Source organism: Nocardia sp. NPDC058519, assembly GCF_042719755.1.
Taxonomy (GTDB): domain Bacteria; phylum Actinomycetota; class Actinomycetes; order Mycobacteriales; family Mycobacteriaceae; genus Nocardia.
In genome coordinates, this window is the sequence record NZ_JBHXNK010000006.1 from 186,516 (window position 1) to 207,182 (window position 20,667).

General features: G+C 68.6%; 19 protein-coding genes. 12 read left to right on the top strand and 7 right to left on the bottom strand.

Annotated features, from left to right (window positions below; all coding sequences use genetic code 11):
• Window positions 1-114 precede the first annotated feature (114 nt).
• Both ACFWPK_RS09915 and ACFWPK_RS09920 read left to right on the top strand, forming a co-directional pair.
• Window positions 115-3,912, top strand: a complete 3,798-nt coding sequence (locus ACFWPK_RS09915; RefSeq protein ID WP_378914226.1) for a hypothetical protein — start codon at window positions 115-117, stop codon at window positions 3,910-3,912.
• A 398-nt stretch (window positions 3,913-4,310) separates the two neighbouring features.
• Window positions 4,311-4,592 (top strand): hypothetical protein, encoded by a 282-nt coding sequence (locus tag ACFWPK_RS09920; protein ID WP_378914227.1) that lies wholly within the window; start codon window positions 4,311-4,313, stop codon window positions 4,590-4,592.
• 42 nt (window positions 4,593-4,634) lie between these two features.
• On the opposite strand, the gene ACFWPK_RS09925 is transcribed toward ACFWPK_RS09920, so the two are convergent.
• On the bottom strand, window positions 4,635-5,600 hold the full coding sequence (locus tag ACFWPK_RS09925; RefSeq protein ID WP_378914228.1) for an oxygenase MpaB family protein: 966 nt from the start codon (window positions 5,598-5,600) through the stop codon (window positions 4,635-4,637).
• A gap of 140 nt (window positions 5,601-5,740) precedes the next feature.
• Between ACFWPK_RS09925 and ACFWPK_RS09930 the strand changes: the two genes are divergently transcribed.
• Both ACFWPK_RS09930 and ACFWPK_RS09935 read left to right on the top strand, forming a co-directional pair.
• The gene (locus tag ACFWPK_RS09930; RefSeq protein WP_378914229.1) at window positions 5,741-6,400 is read left to right on the top strand and encodes a TetR family transcriptional regulator; all 660 of its coding nucleotides are present in this window, start codon (window positions 5,741-5,743) and stop codon (window positions 6,398-6,400) included.
• 115 nt (window positions 6,401-6,515) lie between these two features.
• Complete coding sequence (locus tag ACFWPK_RS09935) at window positions 6,516-7,049, top strand: VOC family protein (RefSeq protein WP_378914230.1); 534 nt, start codon at window positions 6,516-6,518, stop codon at window positions 7,047-7,049.
• Between the two features lie 20 nt (window positions 7,050-7,069).
• On the opposite strand, the gene ACFWPK_RS09940 is transcribed toward ACFWPK_RS09935, so the two are convergent.
• Both ACFWPK_RS09940 and ACFWPK_RS09945 read right to left on the bottom strand, forming a co-directional pair.
• Window positions 7,070-7,927, bottom strand: a complete 858-nt coding sequence (locus ACFWPK_RS09940) for a DNA/RNA non-specific endonuclease (protein WP_378914231.1) — start codon at window positions 7,925-7,927, stop codon at window positions 7,070-7,072.
• 150 nt (window positions 7,928-8,077) lie between these two features.
• Window positions 8,078-8,674: a hypothetical protein gene (locus tag ACFWPK_RS09945; protein WP_378914232.1), complete on the bottom strand. Its 597-nt coding sequence runs from the start codon at window positions 8,672-8,674 to the stop codon at window positions 8,078-8,080.
• A 204-nt stretch (window positions 8,675-8,878) separates the two neighbouring features.
• Here ACFWPK_RS09945 and ACFWPK_RS09950 point away from each other — a divergent pair, with 204 nt between their 5' ends.
• From ACFWPK_RS09950 to ACFWPK_RS09965, 4 genes are all read left to right on the top strand, one after another.
• Window positions 8,879-10,054, top strand: a complete 1,176-nt coding sequence (locus ACFWPK_RS09950; RefSeq protein ID WP_378914233.1) for a Rieske 2Fe-2S domain-containing protein — start codon at window positions 8,879-8,881, stop codon at window positions 10,052-10,054.
• Between the two features lie 34 nt (window positions 10,055-10,088).
• Window positions 10,089-11,267 (top strand): acyl-CoA dehydrogenase family protein, encoded by a 1,179-nt coding sequence (locus ACFWPK_RS09955; RefSeq protein ID WP_378914234.1) that lies wholly within the window; start codon window positions 10,089-10,091, stop codon window positions 11,265-11,267.
• A gap of 26 nt (window positions 11,268-11,293) precedes the next feature.
• Window positions 11,294-12,199, top strand: coding sequence for a biphenyl-2,3-diol 1,2-dioxygenase (gene bphC / locus ACFWPK_RS09960; protein ID WP_378914235.1), 906 nt, complete (start codon window positions 11,294-11,296; stop codon window positions 12,197-12,199).
• 171 nt (window positions 12,200-12,370) lie between these two features.
• Complete coding sequence (locus ACFWPK_RS09965) at window positions 12,371-13,228, top strand: IclR family transcriptional regulator (RefSeq protein WP_378914236.1); 858 nt, start codon at window positions 12,371-12,373, stop codon at window positions 13,226-13,228.
• A gap of 115 nt (window positions 13,229-13,343) precedes the next feature.
• Here the strand turns inward: ACFWPK_RS09965 and ACFWPK_RS09970 are convergent, their stop codons facing one another.
• On the bottom strand, window positions 13,344-13,976 hold the full coding sequence (locus ACFWPK_RS09970) for a Dabb family protein (protein WP_378914237.1): 633 nt from the start codon (window positions 13,974-13,976) through the stop codon (window positions 13,344-13,346).
• On the bottom strand, window positions 13,969-14,316 hold the full coding sequence (locus ACFWPK_RS09975) for a hypothetical protein (RefSeq protein ID WP_378914238.1): 348 nt from the start codon (window positions 14,314-14,316) through the stop codon (window positions 13,969-13,971). Before ACFWPK_RS09975 ends, ACFWPK_RS09970 begins: the two co-directional genes overlap by 8 nt.
• A gap of 147 nt (window positions 14,317-14,463) precedes the next feature.
• Between ACFWPK_RS09975 and ACFWPK_RS09980 the strand changes: the two genes are divergently transcribed.
• Window positions 14,464-15,435, top strand: coding sequence for an alpha/beta hydrolase (locus tag ACFWPK_RS09980; protein WP_378914239.1), 972 nt, complete (start codon window positions 14,464-14,466; stop codon window positions 15,433-15,435).
• 26 nt (window positions 15,436-15,461) lie between these two features.
• On the opposite strand, the gene ACFWPK_RS09985 is transcribed toward ACFWPK_RS09980, so the two are convergent.
• Window positions 15,462-16,151, bottom strand: coding sequence for a PadR family transcriptional regulator (locus ACFWPK_RS09985; protein ID WP_378914240.1), 690 nt, complete (start codon window positions 16,149-16,151; stop codon window positions 15,462-15,464).
• Window positions 16,152-16,280: 129 nt separating this feature from the next.
• On the opposite strand from ACFWPK_RS09985, the gene ACFWPK_RS09990 reads away from it, so the two are divergent.
• The gene (locus ACFWPK_RS09990; protein WP_378914241.1) at window positions 16,281-16,787 is read left to right on the top strand and encodes a flavin reductase family protein; all 507 of its coding nucleotides are present in this window, start codon (window positions 16,281-16,283) and stop codon (window positions 16,785-16,787) included.
• A gap of 45 nt (window positions 16,788-16,832) precedes the next feature.
• On the opposite strand, the gene ACFWPK_RS09995 is transcribed toward ACFWPK_RS09990, so the two are convergent.
• The gene (locus ACFWPK_RS09995) at window positions 16,833-18,464 is read right to left on the bottom strand and encodes a flavin-containing monooxygenase (RefSeq protein ID WP_378914242.1); all 1,632 of its coding nucleotides are present in this window, start codon (window positions 18,462-18,464) and stop codon (window positions 16,833-16,835) included.
• 186 nt (window positions 18,465-18,650) lie between these two features.
• Between ACFWPK_RS09995 and ACFWPK_RS10000 the strand changes: the two genes are divergently transcribed.
• Window positions 18,651-20,186 (top strand): FAD-binding protein, encoded by a 1,536-nt coding sequence (locus ACFWPK_RS10000; protein ID WP_378914243.1) that lies wholly within the window; start codon window positions 18,651-18,653, stop codon window positions 20,184-20,186.
• A gap of 106 nt (window positions 20,187-20,292) precedes the next feature.
• On the top strand, window positions 20,293-20,664 hold the full coding sequence (locus tag ACFWPK_RS10005) for a nuclear transport factor 2 family protein (protein ID WP_378914244.1): 372 nt from the start codon (window positions 20,293-20,295) through the stop codon (window positions 20,662-20,664).
• Window positions 20,665-20,667: the final 3 nt, after the last annotated feature.

Here is a 20,667-nt window from a genome sequence, read left to right on the forward strand (position 1 = left end):
TGGTGCGGACCTGATTTCCGTGTGACGGCCACCGCATACCGCATCATTCAGCAAATCCGTAGCATCGATCCGGAGGAACAGACACAGTCGCGTTTCAAATGGGAGTGAGCAGCGGTGAGCACTATCCGCGCCGACCTGGCGCATCGTTTGAACCTGCTCTACTCCACTGCCGGGGCGCCGCCGTTGAAGGCGGTCAGCGCCAAGGCAACCCGGGAGATCCGCGCGCGCAATCCGCGTGGTCGCGAGGTCAGCGTGCAGCGGATTTCGGACTGGCGGCTCGGCAAGAGCGTGCCCGCGAAGTTCGACGGCCTCTCGGCGGTGCTGAGTGTGCTCATTCCCCCGGCGCGACTGCACCGGCCCGAACCCGAACTGCCCGGCCTGTACTCGATGACCGCGTGGCGGAAGCTGTGGTCGCGCGCGCAGCAGGAACCTTCCGGCAACCGGCCGGCGATATCGACGATCTGTCCGTATCCGGGGCTGGCCGCGCTGACCATCAGCGACGCGGAGTACTTCGCGGGCCGCGACAACCAGGTCGAGGCGATGCAGGCGTGGTTCGCGAAGAACCTCGGCACCGGTGATCCGCTGGTGCTCGTCGGCGACTCGGGTGTCGGGAAGTCGTCGCTGCTGCAGGCCGGGTTCGCCGCCCGGATCCGCGACGAGTTCGACGTGCTGCTGGTGACGCCGTCCTCGGTACCGGCCGACGACCTCGAGTCCTGGGCGCACGAGCGAGCCACCGAGAAACCCTATGTACTGGCCGTCGACCAGTGCGAGGAGCTGTTCCTGCCGCCCTTCGACGACCAGTCGGCCGACCGGTACCTGGATGTTCTCCGCCACATGACCGTCCCCGGACCCGTGCGGCCGGGCCGATGCGCCGGTGTGATCATGGCACTGCGCGCCGACTTCTACACCCACGCTTCCCGGCACCCGGCGTTGGCGACGCTGCTCGAGACCAACCAGATGGTGCTCGGCCCGCCGACCGCGCAGGCCCTGACCGCGGCCATCGTGGAACCGGCGAAGACACAGGGACTCGGCGTCGGCGACGGGCTCGTGGAGTTGATGCTGGCCGACCTCGGCATCCGCGGCGGCAACACCGTGATCCGGGCGGGGACGTTCCCCCTGCTCGCCCACGCCCTGCGCAGTACTTGGCAGTTTCGCGACGCCGAGGTGATGTCGGTGCGGGCCTACGAACAGGCGGGCGGGGTGCGTGGTGCGATCGCCGCCAGCGCCGAGCAGCAGTGGGAGTCGTTCGGTCCACGGGAACGCGACACCACGCGAACTATCCTGTTGCACTTGGTCACCCCGGTGGCGGACGGGACGGCGGTGGGTCGACATGTCGATCGCGACACCCTCGTGCGTCGCTGCGCCGATCCGGAATCGGCCGCCCTGGTCCTGAATGCGCTGGCCGAGGCCAGGATCATCACCCAGGACGCCTACGGCACCTCGCTGGCCCACGACGCGGTGATCGGGGCCTGGCCACGGTTGGCCGACTGGGTCGACGAAGACCGCGAGGACGCGATCATCAGGCATCGGCTCCAGACCGATGTGGAGGAATGGGCGGGCGCGGGCAAAGACCCGTCCCTGCTCTACCAGGGCAGTCGACTGTCGATGGCGAACCAGTTGCGCGCCCGCACACCTCAGGCCGTTTCGGCGCAGGGCAACGAATTCCTCGACGCGTCCGCGGCGGTGCGGCGACGGCAGGTGCTGGCCAAACGGGTACTGGCACTCGTGCTGGTGGTCGCGGCGCTGGTGACCTCGGTGCTCGCGGTGGTGTCGATGCGCCAGAGTCAACGCGCCGAACGCGAACGCGCCGACGCACAGTATGCGGCGCTGGTCGCGGCGTCCCAGCGCGACCGGGCCGTGGATTCGACCGAATCGGCCCAGCTCGCGGTGGTCTCGGAGGCGGAACGGCCCGGCGATGCGCAGGCACGCGGCCTGCTGCTCGCCTCCCAGTCGTCGCCGCTGGCAGCGACCGTGCCCGCGCACGAGGGCGCGATCTACATGTCCGCGCGGTCGGGCACCGGCATCGTGGCCTCGGCGGGCTACGACAACACGGTCCGGCTGTGGCGCCGCAGCGCCGAACACGGGCTTGTGCCCCTCGGTGCGCCTTTACGTACCGCGTCGTGGGTCGCTGCGGTGGCCTTCGCGCCCGACGATCGCACGGTGTTCGCGACCGGCGCCACCGGCCTGGTGCACCGCTGGGACCTCACCGACGTCGAGCATCCGGTCGCGCTGCCCGATCTGGACCTCGGTCACCGCGGCACGGCCTACGCGGTGGCGATCCGCCCGGACGGCCGGTGGCTGGCAACGGCAGGTGACGACCGCACGGTCCGCCTGCACGATCTGGCGACCGGAACCACCCGGGTACTGACCGGACACGGCGGTTCGGTCCGCACTGTGGCCTTCACGCCGGACGGCAACACCCTGATCAGCGGAAGCGACGACCGCACCGCCCGCATATGGGACACCACCGATCCGGACCGCGCGCACCAACTCGGCGACCCGCTGACCGGGCAAGCGCTCGCCATCCATGCCGTCGCGGTCAGCCCGGATGGGCTGATGCTGGCCACCGGTAGCGACGACCAGACCTTCCGGCTGTGGTCGTTGCGCGAGCGCGAACACGTCGTCGCGACGAGCGCGCCGATCGAGGCACACACCGCCGCGGTGTGGTCGCTGGCCTTCTCCCCCGACAGCCGCACGCTGGCCACCGCGGCCCGCGACGGCACCGCCGAACTGTGGAGCGTCACCGACGCCCGCAACCCCGTCGGGGTCGGACAGCCGCTGAACGGCAGCCGTGGACCACTGGCGACGGTGACCTTCCTCGACGATTCCGCGATCCTCACCGGCGGGCAGGCGGGCAACCTGCAGGTCTGGACCCTGTCCTCGGCCGTGGTCACCGGCCACACCAGGCTGGTGCAGGCACCGAGCTACGACGCCTCCGGCCGGCTGATGGCCACCGGATCCTGGGACGGCCAGGTGCTGCTCTGGGACACCAACGGATCGACCCCACAGCTGCTGTCGACGGTGCTCCCGCTCGCCGACGATGCACGGGTGGAAAACGTCGCCCTCGCTCCGGACGGACGAACTTTGGCGGTGACCTTCCTCGACACCGGTGACGTGGTCCTGTTCGACACCAGTCGACCCACCGCGCCGACCGCGCTGACCACCTTGTCGATCCCCCGGGCCAGATACGCCCACGCACTGACGTTCGCGCCGGACTCCCGACGCCTGGTCACCGCCTACGACGACACCAGCATGCAGGTCTGGGACCTCGCCGACCGTGAACACCCGATGGCAGGCTCCGCGCCGTTGACCGGACCAGCGGGCTGGGTGAACGCCGCCCAGTTCAGCCCGGACGGGTCGACGCTGTACGCGGCATCGGCCGATCGACGGGTACACCGCTGGAACCTCGACGGTGGAGCCGCTACCTCGACGGTGGTCGCCGAGAGCGGCGGACCGGTGAACGCCTTGTCGATCAGCGCCGACGGCACGTTGCTCGCCACCGCCGGGGACGACCAGATCGTGCGTGTCCTGCGGATCGCCGGGGATCGGGTCGACACCGTCGCCGAGCTGAGTGGACACACGAGCACGATCCGCTCGGTGAGCTTCGACCCGACCTCGCATCTGCTGGCCAGCGGTGCCGACGATCAGACGGTCCGGCTCTGGTCGGTGGCCGATCCGACAGCACCGAACCCCATCGGTGATTCCCTCGCCCCGACCAGCATCGTCCGGTGGCGGGTGGCGTTCAATCCTCGCGGCATGCTCGGCGCAGGCGGGGAGGACGGGGTGCTGCGCTGGTGGAGCACCGACGCCGTGGCGGCCGCGCAACGAGTCTGCACGGCAAGTCGCGGCACCGACCTCGACGCGGAACTGCCGCGATGGAACGACGAGTTCACCGACGCCTGCGCGCCCTGATCTCCGGCCCGCTGGTCCGTCTGAACACCCGTGTTCCATCCGGAACGGAATGCTTGTTTACCGCCTCCCACCTGCAGAAACACGGTGACCATCTGGTCACCGGACCGGCTCGGGATGCGACTGTCGTGTTGCGCCGATCCACGGTGCATCTCCACCAGGAACACGAAGCAAAGGATCAACCATCATGCTTTCCGGACTCACTCAGTTCTTCAACAACATCTACGCATTCGGCGGCGACTTCTTCAGCATCGCCATCAACCTGGGTCTCTGAGGAATCCGGTTCATCCGAGCCCGCATGCCGAGCCTCCTCCTCGGCATGCGGGCTCGTCGCATGCCCGGACTCCGCGCGATTGACCCCCGTTGCCCCCGCCGACCAACACAGCGGTGACGATGGGGGCGTGAACGCTCCCGCGCCCGGACCTGTCTTCGATGTCATCGCCGTGTTGAACGGCGCGGTGGACCTACGGTCCTATCCGCGCCGCAACCTGGTGCTCAGTTCGCCGCAGACCGGCGGCTTGGTGTTCGGCTCGGCCGCCTACCAGCGCGCGATCTTCGAACCGGTCGTGCACCTGCTCAACGGCGTCGAGATGCTCGAATCCCAGGGTTGGCAACTGGTCAGCGTGGTCGAACGCAACATCGACAACGTCTACTACATGCTCGCGTTCATGCGCCGGGCCTGACATCGGTCCAGAACACGATGGCGGGCCCGGCGCTGGCCGGGCTCAGATCAGTGCTCGCGGAGTACTGCCGGGACGGTCGGCGGTATCAGGGGCGAACGACGTGAGGCCGACCTTGCGGTACCGGTCGACCAGGCGTTCGTATTTGCGCCGGTTGCGGGCCATCGGGGAATCGGTGAGTGTGGCGGGGAGCTGGGTGTAGGCGAGACGCAGGGCGGCTGTGAGGACCCGGAATTGTCGGTCGTGGCGGGCGGTCCAGGTGATCGGCATGTTGGCGCGCACGCCGGGGTGCATGATGCCGCATCCGAGGATCATCGCGACATATCCGAGGGCGGGTGCGCTCAGCCGCCAGAGCGGGGCGACGACTGCGGGCAGGAAGTCCGGGCGCGGCGAATTCCGGACGGAACTGGTCGCGGCCTCGAGGGCCGAGGTCGCCCGTAGTTCGGCGATCATGCTGTCGTAGTGGACGGTCAGGTCCGCGTAGTTCGCGATCGGCCGCGAGTTGCCGGGCAGGTGCAGGCCGCGCGTCTTGGTGAGGTAGTGGTCCCAGATGGCCTGGTCCGCTGCCGCCGACGGGGTGTCGCCGGTCAATGCCAGATAGGCGCCGCGCTGCACGAAGAAGGTGGAGTAGAGGATCCAGTTCCAGGCCTGTGGGTTGAGCGCCGAATATCGCTCGCCGTCCGGGCCGACGCCTTTGACGTCGCGGTGCAGGAGCATGAGCCGCTGCGACTCGGCGTCCCGATCGGCGTCTTCGCCGTGGTAGATCAGCTGATCCGCCGCCGCGGTGCGCACCGCCCGCGCCCACGGCTGGTACCGCGAACGGCCGGTGGCCTCGAGCGCGGCCGACACCGGGGGCAGCATCGGCTGGTCGAACAGACCGACACCGAACAGACCGAACAGCACCGATCCGCCGACACGTTCGAATCGTGCGACGGCGCTGAGCGATTCGCCCGAGGACGCCGGGGTGGCGCCGAACGAGCGGGGTTCTGGATGTGGCACAGGACAGGTCATCGGTGAACTCCTTTGTTCCGCCACCAGTTCTGGTGCAGGATGGCACCACAAACTAGTCTGGTGTCAGAGTGCACCAGAACTGGTGGATGGTCAAGAGTGCCGGTGGACTACGCTGACGCCCGAGGTAGGGAAAGGCGGCCATGCACAAGGACTCCGATGGCGCGACGCCGTCGCGCGTCTACGGTGGCGTGGCCGCGGAGGAACGCCGATCCCGCCGCCGGGGCGCGCTGTTCGATGCCGCGCTCGACCTGCTCGCCGAGGGTGGGGCGCCCGCCGTCACCAAACGGGCCGTCTGTGTGAAGGCCCGGCTCAACGATCGCTACTTCTACGAGCAATTCACCGACCGCGACGCCCTGCTCAGCGCGCTCGTCGAGGAGCACACCGCTCTCGGCATCGCCGCGGTGGTCACCGCCACCCACGACGCCGCGCCGGACATCCACAGTCAGGTGCGCGCGGCCGCGGACGCGTCGCTCGGGTTCCTGCTCGCCGACTCCCGCCGACCTGCCCTGCTGCTCAACGCGCACAGCACCGAGGCACTCCAGGACGCGCGGCTGGCCACCCAGCACGCGATCGCCCGCGCCATGTCGGCAGTGGGCCGCGAGCTCGTGGCCGAACCCGCCGATCCACTCGACGCGGATATGACCGCCTACAGCGTGGTCAGCGGCACCCTGGAGCTGGTCGCCGCCTGGATGCGCGGCGAATTCGACACCACCCGGGAACATCTCACCGACCTCATCGCGAGCCTCCTGCTGAGCATCGACAACCGCGGCGCGCTGCCCGTCGCGAAGCCCGCGCGATAGCAGTCCCGGCGCCGGGGAAAGAAGGCTCCCGCTCCCCGGTCATCCGGTGGTGCCGACCGATGCCCGCGTGGGACTGTTGTGGGTCGAGAACTTTCGATCGAGGAGGCCACCCGAGATGCGGGGAATCAACCACATCGTGCTGTTCGTCGCGGATCTGCCGCGCAGTATCGCGTTCTACGAGGACGTGCTCGGATTCGAGCGGCTCCCCGAGGGATTCCCCGGCGGCGCGTTTCTGCGCTACCCCGGCTCGGCCAACGACCACGACCTCGGGATCTTCCAGGCCAGGACACCCGCGCCCGGCACCGCGGGCTCGGTCGGGCTCTATCACGTCGCGTGGGAGGTGGACACTTTGTCCGAGCTGGTGGCAGTGCGGGACCGCCTGATGGCGGCGCACGCGCTGACCGGTGCCGGCGATCACGGGTCGACCAAAGCGCTCTACGCCCGCGACCCCGACGGCATCGAGTTCGAGGTGTGCTGGCTGGTCCCCGATGACGACGTGGAGGCCGCGCTCGCCCCCGGCACCTCGCTGACCGCGCCCCTGGACATCGACGCCCAGATCCAGCGCTACGGCGCGGACACTCCCGGCGGCCCGCGCACCGATCCACAGGTGTGGGCGCGCGTCGCGGCACGGCGAGCCGCGATGTCCTGACCAGGCAGGTCGGGATGGAACTACCAGCTGATGTCGGCCGTCGACTCGAGCGGACGACGGTCAGCCACCGACTCCTGGGTCACGAAGGTGTCGGCGATGTGCAGGGCCGCCGGGAATCGGCAGCGTGCTCGTTGTTCGATCTCGGGCACCGCGACCTGGAACACGCGGAACTCGTCGAGCGCGAGCGCCTCCAGCTCGTCGAGGTGCTGGGTCAGCAGAAACGCCTTGCACCGCAGCCGGTTTCCCTCCACGAAGCAGATCACCTTCCAGTACTCCCGTGGCAGCGCAATGCCACGATGCACCTGGTCGTCGGTTCGGAAGGCCGGTCCGCCGAAGACGCTCACCCTCAGGTCGTCGATGTCGACGTCGGAGAAGACCGCGTCTTCGAGCTGTCCCCACACCCCGGCGCGGCTGCTCTGGTTGAAATCGTCCATCTGCGGGGTGATGTTGGTGTAGAAGAACGAGTCGATATTGGCCTGCTCGGCTTCGGTCTCACTGCCCCACAGCAGATCCGCGCGCCGGGCCAGGTGTCCGCGATCGAGCCGATTGCGTAGGTAGAGTTCGTTTCCCACCTGCGTATGGGCCGGGATGCGCGGGTCTTTGACGAATTCGATGCCGGTGCGGGAGAGCTTCCGCATCGCGGCACCGTCGATATTCCACGCCACCCAGAACGCGAACCGCCGCGGCGTGCTCAACGCCAGCGAGAAGTGGGTGTAGCTGATGACATCGGAGCCGTCGAGGCGAACCGCGTCACCGCGGACCGCGGCATCCAGTTCCGGAACCTCGACTCGGGGCCCGAGAAAGTCCGGGTCGTACCCGGTCCGCAGCACGGCGCTCTCGATACCGGTTGTCGTCGGAGTATCCACGTGGGCGGTCATCGGATGCCCCTTCCAGAAGGCGGACATGGTGTGTCGGTAGTTCGCCCGTGATGGGCGTACACACGATCGTCGTCGCCACCGGGGACGCCCTCACGAGTAGTCGACTACCCGTTGTTCCACATCCGCCTCTTCGGCAGGAGACCTCACCCGCTATTGCGGGCCGGTGTCGGTCACGGCGAAGGTGGCCCACGCACGCACGACGACGTTGCCCGCGGCATCGGCGCCGGCCAGGGTGACATCGACGCGCGATTCGCCGTCCTGCACATAGCTCTGCGTGACCCGCCCCGAGCAGGACATGACATCACCGGACGGCAGTGGCCGCACCGACCTGGTGCGGAACCGGCGGATCGCCTCGGCGCCGAGCCAGTCGGTGGCGTAGGTCGCCAACAGGGCCGCGGCCTGTGGCGAAACCTGCTCGCCCGCAAAGGTTTCGGCCGCCGCCCACGACTCGGCGACGAGACCGCCGGTGCGGTCGAAGTATCGGGTGAGCGACTCGGCGGCACCGACCGCGGGCTGGCCGGGGGCACCCGCCCGGATCGCGGTCAGCTGGTCACCCGCGCGCGGCGGCGGACCGAAGAACCGGTGATCGGTCTCCACCCGCTCCCCCGCCCTCGATCCGTCGGCGGGCAGGAAGGTCGGCGGCACCACGGGTCGATCGGCGAGCCGGTAGGCCGGATTGTCGGAGCGCGCCGCTTGCGCGAACAGCCGGATGGCATCGGTGTCCAAGACCACCGCGACGTTACCCATGATTCACTCCTGCTCGTTCGAAACCGATGCCGTCACGGTAGGGCGCCCGCCCGGCTGTGATCGGTTCCTCTCCCGGTCATCGGGACACCGGCTGACCGGGACGAAAACATGTCCGCTGACCGGGAACACCACGACCCGCCGACCCCTGCGCGGCGCGACCATCGGCGCAGCTCATCCCCACTCCGTCCGAACATGGAGGTTTCGATGCCGGAGAACTCGCCGAACGGCCGAACGCAGGACACCACCGCCGACTACCGGCAGATCGAGGCCGCCGCGGCGCCGACTCGGTTCGCCCGCGGCTGGCACTGCCTCGGCCTGCTCTCGTCGTTCCGCGACGGCAACCCGCACGAGGTGAAGGCCTTCGGCACCATGCTCGTGGTGTTCCAGTCCGAATCCGACGGCGCGCTGCACGTCCTCGACGGCTACTGCCGCCATATGGGCGGCAATCTCGCACGCGGCACCATCAAGGGCGACTCGATCGCCTGCCCGTTCCACGACTGGCGGTGGGGCGGCAACGGCAAGTGCACGGCCATTCCGTACGCGCGCCGGGTTCCGCCGCTGGCCAAGACTCGCACCTGGCCGACGCTCGAGCGCAACGGCCAGCTCTACGTCTGGCACGACCCACAGGGCAGCAAGCCCACCGACGAGGTGACCATTCCCGAGATCGAGGGCTACGGCACCCCGGAATGGACCGACCTGACCTGGAACTCGATTCTGATCGAAGGCTCGCACTGTCGCGAGATCGTCGACAACGTCGTCGACATGGCGCACTTCTTCTACGTGCACTACTCCTTCCCGCGCTATTTCAAGAACGTCTTCGACGGCCACGTCGCCACCCAGTACATGCGCTCGACCCCGCGCCACGACGTCACCGTCGGCACCAGCTACGACGACCCGGATTCCGCGCTGCGCTCGGACGCCTCGTACTTCGGGCCGTCCTACATGCTCGATTGGCTGTGGAGCGAATCGAACGGGATGACAATCGAGACGGTGCTCGTCAACTGCCACTACCCGGTCGACGAGAACTCGTTCGTGCTGCAGTACGGCGCGATGGTCAAGAAGCCGGAGGGTATGTCCGACGAGGACGCCAACGCGATGGCGGCGCAGTTCGCGCAGGGCGTGGAGTACGGCTTCGAGCAGGACGTCGAGATCTGGAAGAACAAGGCGCCCATCGACAATCCGCTGCTGTCGGAGGAGGACGGCCCGGTGTACCAGCTGCGCCGTTGGTACAAGCAGTTCTACGTCGACGTCGAGGACGTCACCGAGGACATGACCAAGCGGTTCGAGTTCGAGATCGATACCGAACGCGCGGTGACGAGCTGGGAGGCCGAGGTGGCCGACAACATCGCCCGCGGCGCCGTCGTCGACACCATGTCCTGACCCCGACCACTCCGAACAGAAAGCACCACCGAAGATGACCAAGGTTCTCGACAATATCGCCGCGATCGCCGACAAGCTGCGCGATCAGGCCCCGGAGGCCGAGCGTCTCGGGCAGCTGCCCGATGCCACGGCCCAGCTGCTGAAGACGGCGGGTCCGATCCGCCTGCTGCAGCCGAAGAAGTACAGCGGCTACGAGGCGCACCCGCGCGAGTTCGCCGAGACGGTGATGGCCACCGCCGCGCTCGACCCGGCCAGCGGCTGGATCGCGGGCATCGTCGGCGTGCACCCGTGGCAGCTGGCCTTCGCCGACCCGAAGGTGCAGGACGAGGTGTGGGCCGACGACCACGACACCTGGATGGCCTCGCCCTACGCGCCGACCGGCATCGCCCGCCCGGTCGACGGTGGCTACATCTTCAACGGCCGCTGGCAGTTCAGTTCCGGCACCGATCACTGCGACTGGATCTTCCTCGGCGCAATGCTCGGTGACACCGAGGGCAAGATGGCGTTGCCGCCGACGATGCTGCACATGATCCTGCCGCGCCAGGACTACACCATCGTCGAGGACTCCTGGAATGTGGTCGGCCTCAAGGGCACCGGGTCCAAGGACATCATCGTCAAGGACGCCTTCGTGCCCGACTACCGGGTGATGAACGGCGACTACGTCATCGACGGCACCGCGCAGAAGGAGTACGGCGTCACCGAGACGCTGTACAAGATGCCGTGGTCGACGATGTTCCCGCTGGGCATCAGCTCCGCGGTGGTCGGTATCGCCGAGGGCGCGCTGGCCGCGCACCTGGACTACCAGCGCGACCGGGTCGGCGCGCAGGGCACCGCGGTCAAGGACGATCCGTACGTGCTGTTCGCCATCGGCGAGGCCGCCGCCGACATCAACGCCGCGCGCCAGGAGCTGCTGGCCAACGCCGACAAGATCTTCGACGCGGTCGACGCAGGCAAGGAGATCAGCTTCGCCGAACGGGCCTCGGTCCGGCGCACCCAGGTCCGCGCGGCCTGGCGCGCGGTCACGGCGGTCGACCAGATCTTCGCCCGTTCCGGCGGCAACGCCATGCGGATCGACAAGCCGCTGCAGCGCTACTGGCGCGACGCGCACGTCGGCCTCGCCCACGCCATCCACGTGCCGAGCACGGTGTACCACGCCTCGGCCGTCAGCTCCCTCGGTCTCGAGCCCGCGGCCAACCTCCGCTCGATGATCTGACCCGAATACCAAGAAGGACAACGGAAATGACAGACATCAAAGGCCTCGGCTACGTCAAGATCCAGACCGCCGACATGGACCGCTGGCGCACCTTCGCGTTCGACGTGCTCGGCTTCGCCCAGGGCAGCGGACCGGACGAGAACGCACTGTACCTGCGGATGGACGAGCGCGCGGCGCGCATCACCATCGTGCCGGGTGACAGCGACGCCATCGTCACCATCGGCTGGGAGGTGCGCGATCACGCGGCCCTGGTCCGGGTGAAGGACGCGGTCACGGCGGCGGGTATCGCCGTGAAGCCGCTCTCGGTCGAGGAGGCCGACGCGCGCCGGGTCGAGGAGGTCATCACGTTCCAGGACCCGACCGGGGCGACGCTCGAGGTGTTCCACGGCGCGGTGCTCGACCACAGCCCGGTGGTGACGCCGTTCGGCGCGAAGTTCGTCACCGGCGCGCAGGGTCTGGGCCATGTCGTGCTGCCGACCATGGACCCCAACGGCGCGTTCGACTTCTACACCGATGTGCTCGGATTCCCGTCGCGTGGTGCGTTCCGGATTCCCGCGCCGCCGGAGTTCGGGCCGATGCGGGTGCGGTTCCTCGGTGTCAACGAGCGCCACCACAGCCTCGCGCTGTGCCCCGCGCCGCACGGTGGCGCGCCGGGCCTGGTGCACATCATGGTGGAGGTCGACAGCCTCGACGCGGTCGGGCAGGCGCTCGATCGCGTCACCAAGGACGGCTTCTCGGTGTCCTCGACGCTGGGCAGGCACACCAACGACAAGATGGTGTCGTTCTACGTCCGCGCGCCCGGCGGTTGGGATATCGAGTTCGGCACCGAGGGTATGCGGGTCGACGAGGCCTACTACACCGCCGAGGAGATCACCGCCGACAGCTACTGGGGCCACGACTGGTCCGGCAGCGAGCCGCTCGCGGCCATGTAGAACCCGCCTTTGGACGGCCCCCGCTCCGAGCTCTCCGCTCGGGGCGGGGGCCGTTGTCATGAGGTCTGGCGGATTCATGTGACAACGACCACACGGGATGGTATGAATAGGTATATGCCTAATCGAAATATGCGAGTGGGCATCAGCTCGTAAGATCCGAACGGAGAGCTCATGGTCATTCAGGCCGAGGCCACCACCCCGAGCGCGATCCTCGATCGCGCGTCCCTGCTGCTCGACGCCTTCGACGGCCCGGGCAGGCTCACCCTCGCCCAGATCGTCCGGCGGACCGGTCTACCCCGGTCCTCGGCGCATCGCATGCTCGATCGGCTGGTGCAGTTGCGCTGGCTACGTCGGGAGGGGCGCGACTACGAGCTCGGCATCCGGCTGATGGAGCTCGGCTCGCTGGCGGTGCATCAGGACCGGCTGCACCGGGCCGCGATGCCGTTCCTGCACGAGCTGCACCGGGTCACCGGGTTCGTCGTGCATCTGGCCGTGCTGGACGGTCCCGACGTCGTGTACCTCGACAAGGTCGGCGGCGAGCTGTCGGCGGTGGTGCCCACCCGCGTCGGCGGCAGGCGACCCGCTGCCTGCACCGCGGTCGGCAAAGCGATCCTGGCCTACTCCGACGAGCACCGCATCGCCGACGCCATCGCCGGACAGTCCGGTGCCCGCACCCGCTACTCGATCACCACCAAGGCCCAGCTCGACACCGAACTGGACAAGGTGCGCGCGCACGGGATCGCCGTGGAGCGCGAGGAGTCGCTGCCGGGCTTCGGCTGTATCGCGGCGCCGATCGGCGATCTCGGCGAAGCCGCCGTGGCGGCGGTGTCGGTGTGCGGGCCGGTGGATCGGATGCTGTTCGATCACCGGCTCAGCGCGCCGGTGCGCACTACCGCGCTCAATATCTGGCGCCACGTCGACGACGGCCGGGTGCGGGTGCATCCCACGCTGCAGCAGCATCCCCGTCCGCTCGGGGTGGGTCCGGCGGCCCGGCCGTACGCGGACCAGCGTGGCCCGCGCACGGCGTGATCCCGCTTCTCGCGCCGTCGCCGCCGGCCGAACGCGGGCGGCGGCGGGCGCGATGGATCAGGCCGGACTGTTCACACAGAGGTTTGGCGGATACGTACGCGGACGATCACTTCCATCAGGCCGGACTGTTCACACAGAAGCTGTGGCAGATGCGTTCGCGGACAATCACTTCCGGGCATTCGGGGTCGAACCAGCGGTCGACGTGCGCCCAGTGCACGGGATGCATCAGATAGGGGCCGGTGAGACCGTCCAGGTCGGTGAACTCCTGTTCCCAGACATGGGTCCACGGCGCGGATCCGGTGCCACGCGCGACCCGGCTCAACTGCCAGGACCGGATGCTCGGGAGGTAGCGGGGCATGCGCAGCAGGTCGGCCTCGAAGCGCTCGATCGTCGGGCGCGGTGTGCCCGGCACGACCCGTAGCAGCAGTACCCGATACACCGATCCGGTCGCGCCCTGTTCGGCGATACCCGCTGTGCCGCCCTGATATTCGGCGCCGTCCACATGGGCGACCGGGGTCTCGCTCAGCAGCGTGTCCACCTCGGCAGCGGTGCCCGTCCAGTCGGCGGACTCGTCGAAACGCAAGTGCACCAGGACATCACCGCCGTTGCGAACTCCCGGCAACGTCGGCTGGACCACCACGCGGCGCGCCATCGGGGCGGCGATTCCACGCAGCCGAGTCATCAATCGGTCACGCGCGCAGGGATCGGTGCCGGGCGAAAGATGCACCAGCCGGGTCAGCTCAAACATCGCCGAGCCTGTCGACATCGGCGGCGAGCGCACCGGTCGAGCGAGTCCGCTCGACGATCAAGTCCTCCGCCGCCGCCCACCACCGCCGCACCGACTCGTCCGGACGCCCCTGCCAGGTCATCGCCCACCAGCCCTGCGCACCGTCGAGCACCCAGCTCGCGATGACCGTGTTCGACTCGTCCGGAAACCACACCGGCGGACTCACCACGATCCTTTCCAGCACCATGCCCCGGTCCCGCGCGCCCGGCACGTAGTCGCGCAGATAGGCGTCGACGAACTCCCTGGCGCGCCCCGGCTTCGTCACTACCGTGTCGATCACATAGACCTTCGTGGCTTCCATCCGCCGACCGTAGGCAGCCGTCGACAGGCAGCGACCTGGTGTTTCCGCCCAGTGGGAGAACGCGGTTCGATCGCGTCGTGCTGGTCCTACGGTGGGGCCGACGACGTGCTCGACTGCCGATTCCGTCGCCGAATCCCAGGAGGACCAGTGACTGTGCGAACTTTCCCGACCACCGGGCCGGGTGCGGTTCCTGATCCGGAAGTCGCGGCCATGCTCGCCACGCTCGACGCCGGATTCCCCGATGTCGCCACGATGGCAGCGCCCGACGTGCGTGCGGCGATTCGTGCCAGACGCGCTCCGCTGCAACGACTTCCCGAGATGCGGACAGCGCGCGACATCACGATCGACGGGCCCGGCGGCCCGCTGCCGCTGCGCGTGTTCGGGCCCCATCACGACGGCGGGGCGCTGCCGGTGATCGTGTTCGCGCACGGCGGCGGCTTCGTCTTCTGCGATCTCGACAGCCACGACGAGTTCTGCCGCTCGATGGCGGCGGGCGTCGGCGCGGTGGTGATCTCGGTCGACTATCGGCTCGCGCCCGAGCACGCGGGCCCCGCTGCCCATGACGACATGTTCGCGGCGCTGCGGTGGGCCGCCGAGAACGCGGGCGCCTATGGCGGCGACCCGTCGAGGATCGCGGTGGCCGGTGACAGCGCGGGCGGCAATCTCGCCGCCACTGTGGCGATCGCGGCCAGGGACGCCGGTGGGCCGCAGATCGCGGCGCAGATCCTGATCTATCCGGTGATCGACGACGATTTCGAGACCGAGTCCTACCGCCGATTCGGCACCGGCCACTACAACACGACCAGCGCCATGCGGTGGTACTGGCAGAACTACGCCCCGGACGGCACCGACGATGCTCGCCTGGTGCCGACCAGGGCGGCCTCGCTCGCCGGTCTACCGCCCGCGGTGGTGATCACCGCCGAACTGGACCCGCCCTGCTCAGCCGGCGACGCCTACGCCCAGCGCCTGGCAGGTGACGGCGTCGCGGTCCGGCATCGCCGCTACAACGGGCTGTTCCACGGATTCCTCAGCATCCCGTCCCTGTCCGCCACGGTTGCCGCGCGGACACAGATCTGGGCGATGGTGCGCGAGGTACTCGGGCCTTCGGCCACTGACTGATCCGCGGCACGACCCGGTCGACCGAACTAGTCGGCCGGTTCGTGCGGCACGCTCTCCTTTTCGAGAACCCGCTGCTCGATCTCGCGCCAGCGGCCCGGCGTCGGATGGGGGTAGTCGGCGCGGTCGTCGTGCTCGGCGCCCGCCAGCACGGTAGCCGCGTTGTCGATGTCGTCGATCAGCTGCTGGGCGAGGTCGCGTTCGGCCGCGTAGTGGCGCTGGGCCCACTGCAGCACGATCTGCGAATAGGCCCAGCCCGGTTCGGATTTCGCGGCTTCGGCATCGATCGCCGCACGCTTCTCGAGCTCGTCGACATCGGCGATGTGGTCGCGCAGGATCTGCTTGAGCCGATCCGGGGAACCGAGATGCCCGAACATGACCCGCACCAGCACGTGGTGTTTGAGCACCGACGGATCCACCGGGGCCTTGTTCCACCACGTGGTCACCGCGGCGCGGCCGTCGGCGGTGATCTGGTACAGCCGCCTGGCACGCATGACGTTGTCGGGGTCGAGTCGCGAACTCGCGAAGCCGTGCTGTTCGAGCTTCTTCAGCTCGGCGTAGATCTGGCTGTAGGACGGGGTCCAGTAGAAGTACCGCAGGCTCCAGTCGGCCCACTTCTTCAGGTCGTAGCCGGAGACCTCCTCCTCGTAGGAGAGCATGGCGAGCACCGCCCAGCTGGTCGGCGGCAGATTGGGCACGTCGGGGTCGCTGGTCGCCATCGCAGCATGTTAGCAACCGGTCTTCCCGGAATTCGCCCCCCGACAACCACTGACCGGGAGGCCGTCTTGAGCCGCTGCCCGATCTTCCCGGATTCTGGGAAGCATCGGATTCCGTTCGGAAGGACCCCTATGAATGCGGACAACGTCGTCGTCGACGCAGGTATACCAGCCCACGCGGACCTGCGCAGAGTGCTCGGTCACTTCGCGACCGGCGTCGCGGTGATCGCCGCCCACGACGGGACGCGACCGCTCGGCTTCACCTGTCAGTCGGTGGTGTCGGTGTCGCTCGACCCGCCGTATGTGTCGTTCTGCCCGGCCAAGAGCTCGACCAGCTGGCCGCTGCTACGCGAGGCGGGCGCCCTGTGCATCAACATCCTGGCCCAGGAGCAGAGCGCGCTGTGCCGCCAGTTCGCGGTGAGCGGTGCCGACAAGTTCGCCGGCGTCGAGTGGGACAGGGCGGGCAACGGCGCGCCCGCGCTGGCCGGGGCGCTGGCCCAGATCGAGGTGACGGTGGAACTCGAGCACGATGCGGGCGACCACACCGTGGTGCTCGCCCGCATCGGCGACCTGCGGGCCACAGAGGGCGCCCGGCCGCTGCTGTTCTACAAGGGCGGGTTCGGCGGCTTCGCGGCCTGATCCGACGACGGGGTGGCCCATCGCGGACCACCCCGTCGTCGTCTCTCAGGCCTCGATGACGTCGAAGCCCTTGTACCCGGCGGCCGCGACCTCGGCGATGATCTCGCCGTAGACGCCGAACCCGCCGACGAAGGGCATGAACACCCGTGGCCTGCCCTCGATGTTCGCGCCCAGATACCACGAATTCGCCTGTGTCATCAGCGTTCCCGCGGCCCGGTTCACGCATTCGCGCACCCACTCCGACACCGCGTCCGGCCGCGCCTCGAGCGCCACCGCTGCCCTGCCGTTCAGGAAGCCGATGGCCTCGGCCACCCAGTCGACGTGCAGTTCCGAGTGCAGCACCATGTTGGCCAGCACCGACGGGCTGCCGGGACCGGTCAGGTTGAACAGGTTCGGAAAGCCCGCTACCCCCAGTCCCAGATAGGTTTTCGGGCCTTCCCGCCATGCCTGGTTGAGCGTCTCGCCGCCCCGGCCGACGATGTTCATCCGCGACACCGAGCCGGTCATCGCGTCGAATCCGGTGGCGAGCACGAGAGTGTCGAGCGGGTAGTGCGCGTCGGTGGTGTGCACGCCCCCGGCGTCGATGCGGGTGATCGGGGTCGCCTTCAGGTCGACGAGGTCGACATTGTCGCGGTTGAAGGTCTGGTAGTAGTTCGTGTCGGTGCAGATCCGCTTGGTGCCGATGGGGTGGTCGTGCGGAACGAGCAGATCGGCGACGCGCGGGTCCTCGATCACGGCCCGCACCTTCTCCTCCCAGAATTCGCGGGCGGTGTCATTGGCGGCGAGGGTCGTGAGCTGGTCGGGGAAGGTCTTGCTGAACAGCACACCACCCAGCGCCCAGCGCTTCTCGTAGGCATCGCGCCGTTCCCGCTCGCTCACGGCCACCGCGGAATCCGGATGCGCCTGGTGCGGGGAACCGCCGCCGCTGGCCATCGACAGCCGCCTGCGCTCGGGATAGTTCGCTTTCTGCGCCGCTCGGTCCTGCTCGGTCAGTGGCGTATTCCCGGCGGGCACACTGTAATTGGCGGTGCGCTGGAACACGTGCAACCGCTCGGCCTGCTCGGCCACGCACGGGATCGTCTGGATGCCGGAGGAGCCGGTGCCGATCACGCCGACCCGGCGGCCGGTGAGGTCGACTCCCTCGTGCGGCCAGTGCGAGGTGTGCAGGATCTGCCCGGCGAAGGTGTCGAGTCCGTCGATGGCCGGGGTGTTCGCGTTCGACAGCGGGCCGGTGGCCAGCACGACGAACCGGGCCGAGACCGCGCGGCCGGTATCGGTGTCGACCTGCCAGCGCAGAGTCTGCTCGTCGAGCACGATATCGGTGACACGGGTATTGAATTCGATGTCGCGGCGCAGGTCGTAGCGATCGGCGACGTGCTCGAGGTAGGCCAGGATCTCGGGCTGGGTGGCGTATTTCTCGCTCCAGTCCCACTCCTGTTGCAGGGCGTCGTCGAAGGAGTACGAATAGTCCACGCTCTCGACATCGCAGCGCGCGCCCGGGTACCGGTTCCAGTACCAGACGCCGCCCACGCCGTCGCCGGCTTCGAACACCCGCACGGTGAGGCCGCTGCCGCGGAAGCGGTGCAGCGCGTAGAGGCCGGCGATGCCCGCACCCACGACGACTACGTCGACGTCGGCCGGGCCCTTCGCTGGTGCCGATGGGGTCTCGGGGTTCACAGTGCCTACCTTTCGATGGAGACCGGTTTCTCTGCGGGCGACGCTATGGACGCGCACGCCGTTCGAGCAGGTCCCCTTCCCGCTGACCGGCACGTTCGCGCATCGATGCCCTCCCGGTGATCGGGAGAACCGCCCCACGGCCACCGGCGCCGGGCCTACCGTCGAGCGCAATTCGAGGAGGAAACAGTGGTGGACTGGAACGACGAGGTCGATGTGCTGGTCGCGGGGTCGGGAGGCGGCCTCGCGGGCGCCTACACCGCCGCGCGCGAGGGACTCAGCGTCGCGGTGGTCGAGGCGACCGACAAGTTCGGCGGCACGACGGCGTATTCGGGCGGCGGCGGGGTGTGGTTCCCGTGCAACCCGGTGCTGGAGCGGGCGGGCACCGACGACACCATCGACGACGCGCTGACGTACTACCGCGCCGTGGTCGGTGACCGCACCCCGGACGAGTTGCAGCAGACCTATGTCCGGCGAGGTCGCGATCTCATCGAATACCTCGAAGCCGACGACCATTTCGCGTTCATGATGCTGCCGTGGCCGGACTACTTCGGCAAGGCGCCCAAGGCCCGGCTCGACGGTCAGCGCCACATCATGCCGACACCGCTGCCTGCCGCCGAGCTCGGCCCGCTGCGCGACTCGCTGCGCGGAACGCTCGACACCGACCGGCTCGGCGCTCCCCCGCAGGACCTGCTGATCGGCGGTCAGGCGCTGATCGGTCGGATGCTGCGCGCGATCTCGAGCTATCCGCACGCGCAGCTGCACCTGGATTCGCCGCTGGTGGAACTGGTGGTCGAAGACGGCGTGGTGACCGGCGCGATCGTCGAACGCGACGGCGCGAGGGTCGCGATCCGCGCGCGGCGCGGGGTGATCCTGGCGGCGGGTGGATTCGAGCAGAACGACGAACTGCGCAAGCACTACGGTGTGCCGGGCGAGGCACGAGACACCATGGGGCCCTGGGGAAATCAGGGTAAGGCGCATACTGCGGGCATCGCGGCGGGCGCCGATACCGATCTGATGGATCAAGCGTGGTGGTCGCCCGGACTGACCCATCCCGACGGGCGTTCGGCGTTCGCGCTGTGGTTCACCGGCGGGATCTTCGTCGACCAGGACGGCAACCGTTTCGTCAACGAGTCGGCCCCCTACGACCGGCTCGGTCGCGATGTCATCCGGCAGATGCGCGAGCGCGGGCTGACCCTGCCGTTCTGGATGATCTACGACGACTCCGAAGGCGAGGTGCCGCCGATCAAGGCCACCAACGTCTCCATGGTCGAGACCGAGAAGTACGTCGAGGCCGGGCTGTGGCACACCGCCGACACCCTCGCCGAGCTCGCCGCGAGGATCGGCGTGCCCGCGGCGAACCTGGAGGCCACCGTCGAGCGGTTCAACACGATGGTCGCCACCGGCGTCGATCCCGATTTCGGGCGCGGCGACGAGGCCTACGACCGTGCCTTCTCCAACGGCGAACCGCCGCTGGTGACCATCGACAAGGGCCCGTACCACGCGGCGGCGTTCGGCATCTCCGATCTGGGCACCAAGGGCGGTCTGCGCACCGACAGCGCGGCGCGCGTGCTCGGCCGCGACGGCGAACCGATCCCCGGCCTCTACGCCGCGGGCAACACCATGGCCGCCGTGAGTGGCGAGGTCTACCCCGGCGGCGGCAATCCGATCGGCGCGTCCATGCTGTTCAGCCACCTCGCCGTCCGGCACATCCTCGGCGAATGACCCACCCCCGTTCTCTCCCGCTGGTCGGGAAAGAACGGGGCACCCGGGCCACCGGATGTGGTTCGGTTCACATATTCATCCCTTTCGACATTTCAGGAGCGACACGATGGCTTCAGCGGACGACATTCGCGCGACGGTGCGCAAATATGTGGAGGCCGTCGGCAGCGGTACGGCCGCCGACGTCGTCGCCCTCTACCGCGAGGACGCGACGGTGGAGGACCCGGTCGGCAGCGAACCGCACGTCGGCCACGCCGCGATCACGAAGTTCTACGAGAACATCGAGCCGCTGGAGCGTTCGACCGAACTGTTCTCCCTCCGCGTCGCCGGCGACAGCGCCGCGTTCAGCTTCCGGGTGGTCACCAAGTTCGGTGAGCAGACCTTCACCCTCGATCCGATCGATGTCATGACCTTCGACGAGGACGCCCGCATCGTGAGCATGCGCGCGTTCTGGTCCCAGGACGACATGGTCGTCGGCTGAGCG

Bases quoted from the DNA above. Each gene is read 5' to 3' on its own strand.
- ACFWPK_RS09925 (WP_378914228.1), bottom strand. From the start codon at position 5,600: ATGACCTGTCCTGTGCCACATCCAGAACCCCGCTCGTTCGGCGCCACC.
- ACFWPK_RS09930 (WP_378914229.1), top strand. From the start codon at position 5,741: ATGCACAAGGACTCCGATGGCGCGACGCCGTCGCGCGTCTACGGTGGC.
- ACFWPK_RS09935 (WP_378914230.1), top strand. From the start codon at position 6,516: ATGCGGGGAATCAACCACATCGTGCTGTTCGTCGCGGATCTGCCGCGC.
- ACFWPK_RS09940 (WP_378914231.1), bottom strand. From the start codon at position 7,927: ATGACCGCCCACGTGGATACTCCGACGACAACCGGTATCGAGAGCGCC.
- ACFWPK_RS09945 (WP_378914232.1), bottom strand. From the start codon at position 8,674: ATGGGTAACGTCGCGGTGGTCTTGGACACCGATGCCATCCGGCTGTTC.
- ACFWPK_RS09950 (WP_378914233.1), top strand. From the start codon at position 8,879: ATGCCGGAGAACTCGCCGAACGGCCGAACGCAGGACACCACCGCCGAC.
- ACFWPK_RS09955 (WP_378914234.1), top strand. From the start codon at position 10,089: ATGACCAAGGTTCTCGACAATATCGCCGCGATCGCCGACAAGCTGCGC.
- bphC (WP_378914235.1), top strand. From the start codon at position 11,294: ATGACAGACATCAAAGGCCTCGGCTACGTCAAGATCCAGACCGCCGAC.
- ACFWPK_RS09965 (WP_378914236.1), top strand. From the start codon at position 12,371: ATGGTCATTCAGGCCGAGGCCACCACCCCGAGCGCGATCCTCGATCGC.
- ACFWPK_RS09970 (WP_378914237.1), bottom strand. From the start codon at position 13,976: ATGTTTGAGCTGACCCGGCTGGTGCATCTTTCGCCCGGCACCGATCCC.
- ACFWPK_RS09975 (WP_378914238.1), bottom strand. From the start codon at position 14,316: ATGGAAGCCACGAAGGTCTATGTGATCGACACGGTAGTGACGAAGCCG.
- ACFWPK_RS09985 (WP_378914240.1), bottom strand. From the start codon at position 16,151: ATGGCGACCAGCGACCCCGACGTGCCCAATCTGCCGCCGACCAGCTGG.
- ACFWPK_RS09990 (WP_378914241.1), top strand. From the start codon at position 16,281: ATGAATGCGGACAACGTCGTCGTCGACGCAGGTATACCAGCCCACGCG.
- ACFWPK_RS10005 (WP_378914244.1), top strand. From the start codon at position 20,293: ATGGCTTCAGCGGACGACATTCGCGCGACGGTGCGCAAATATGTGGAG.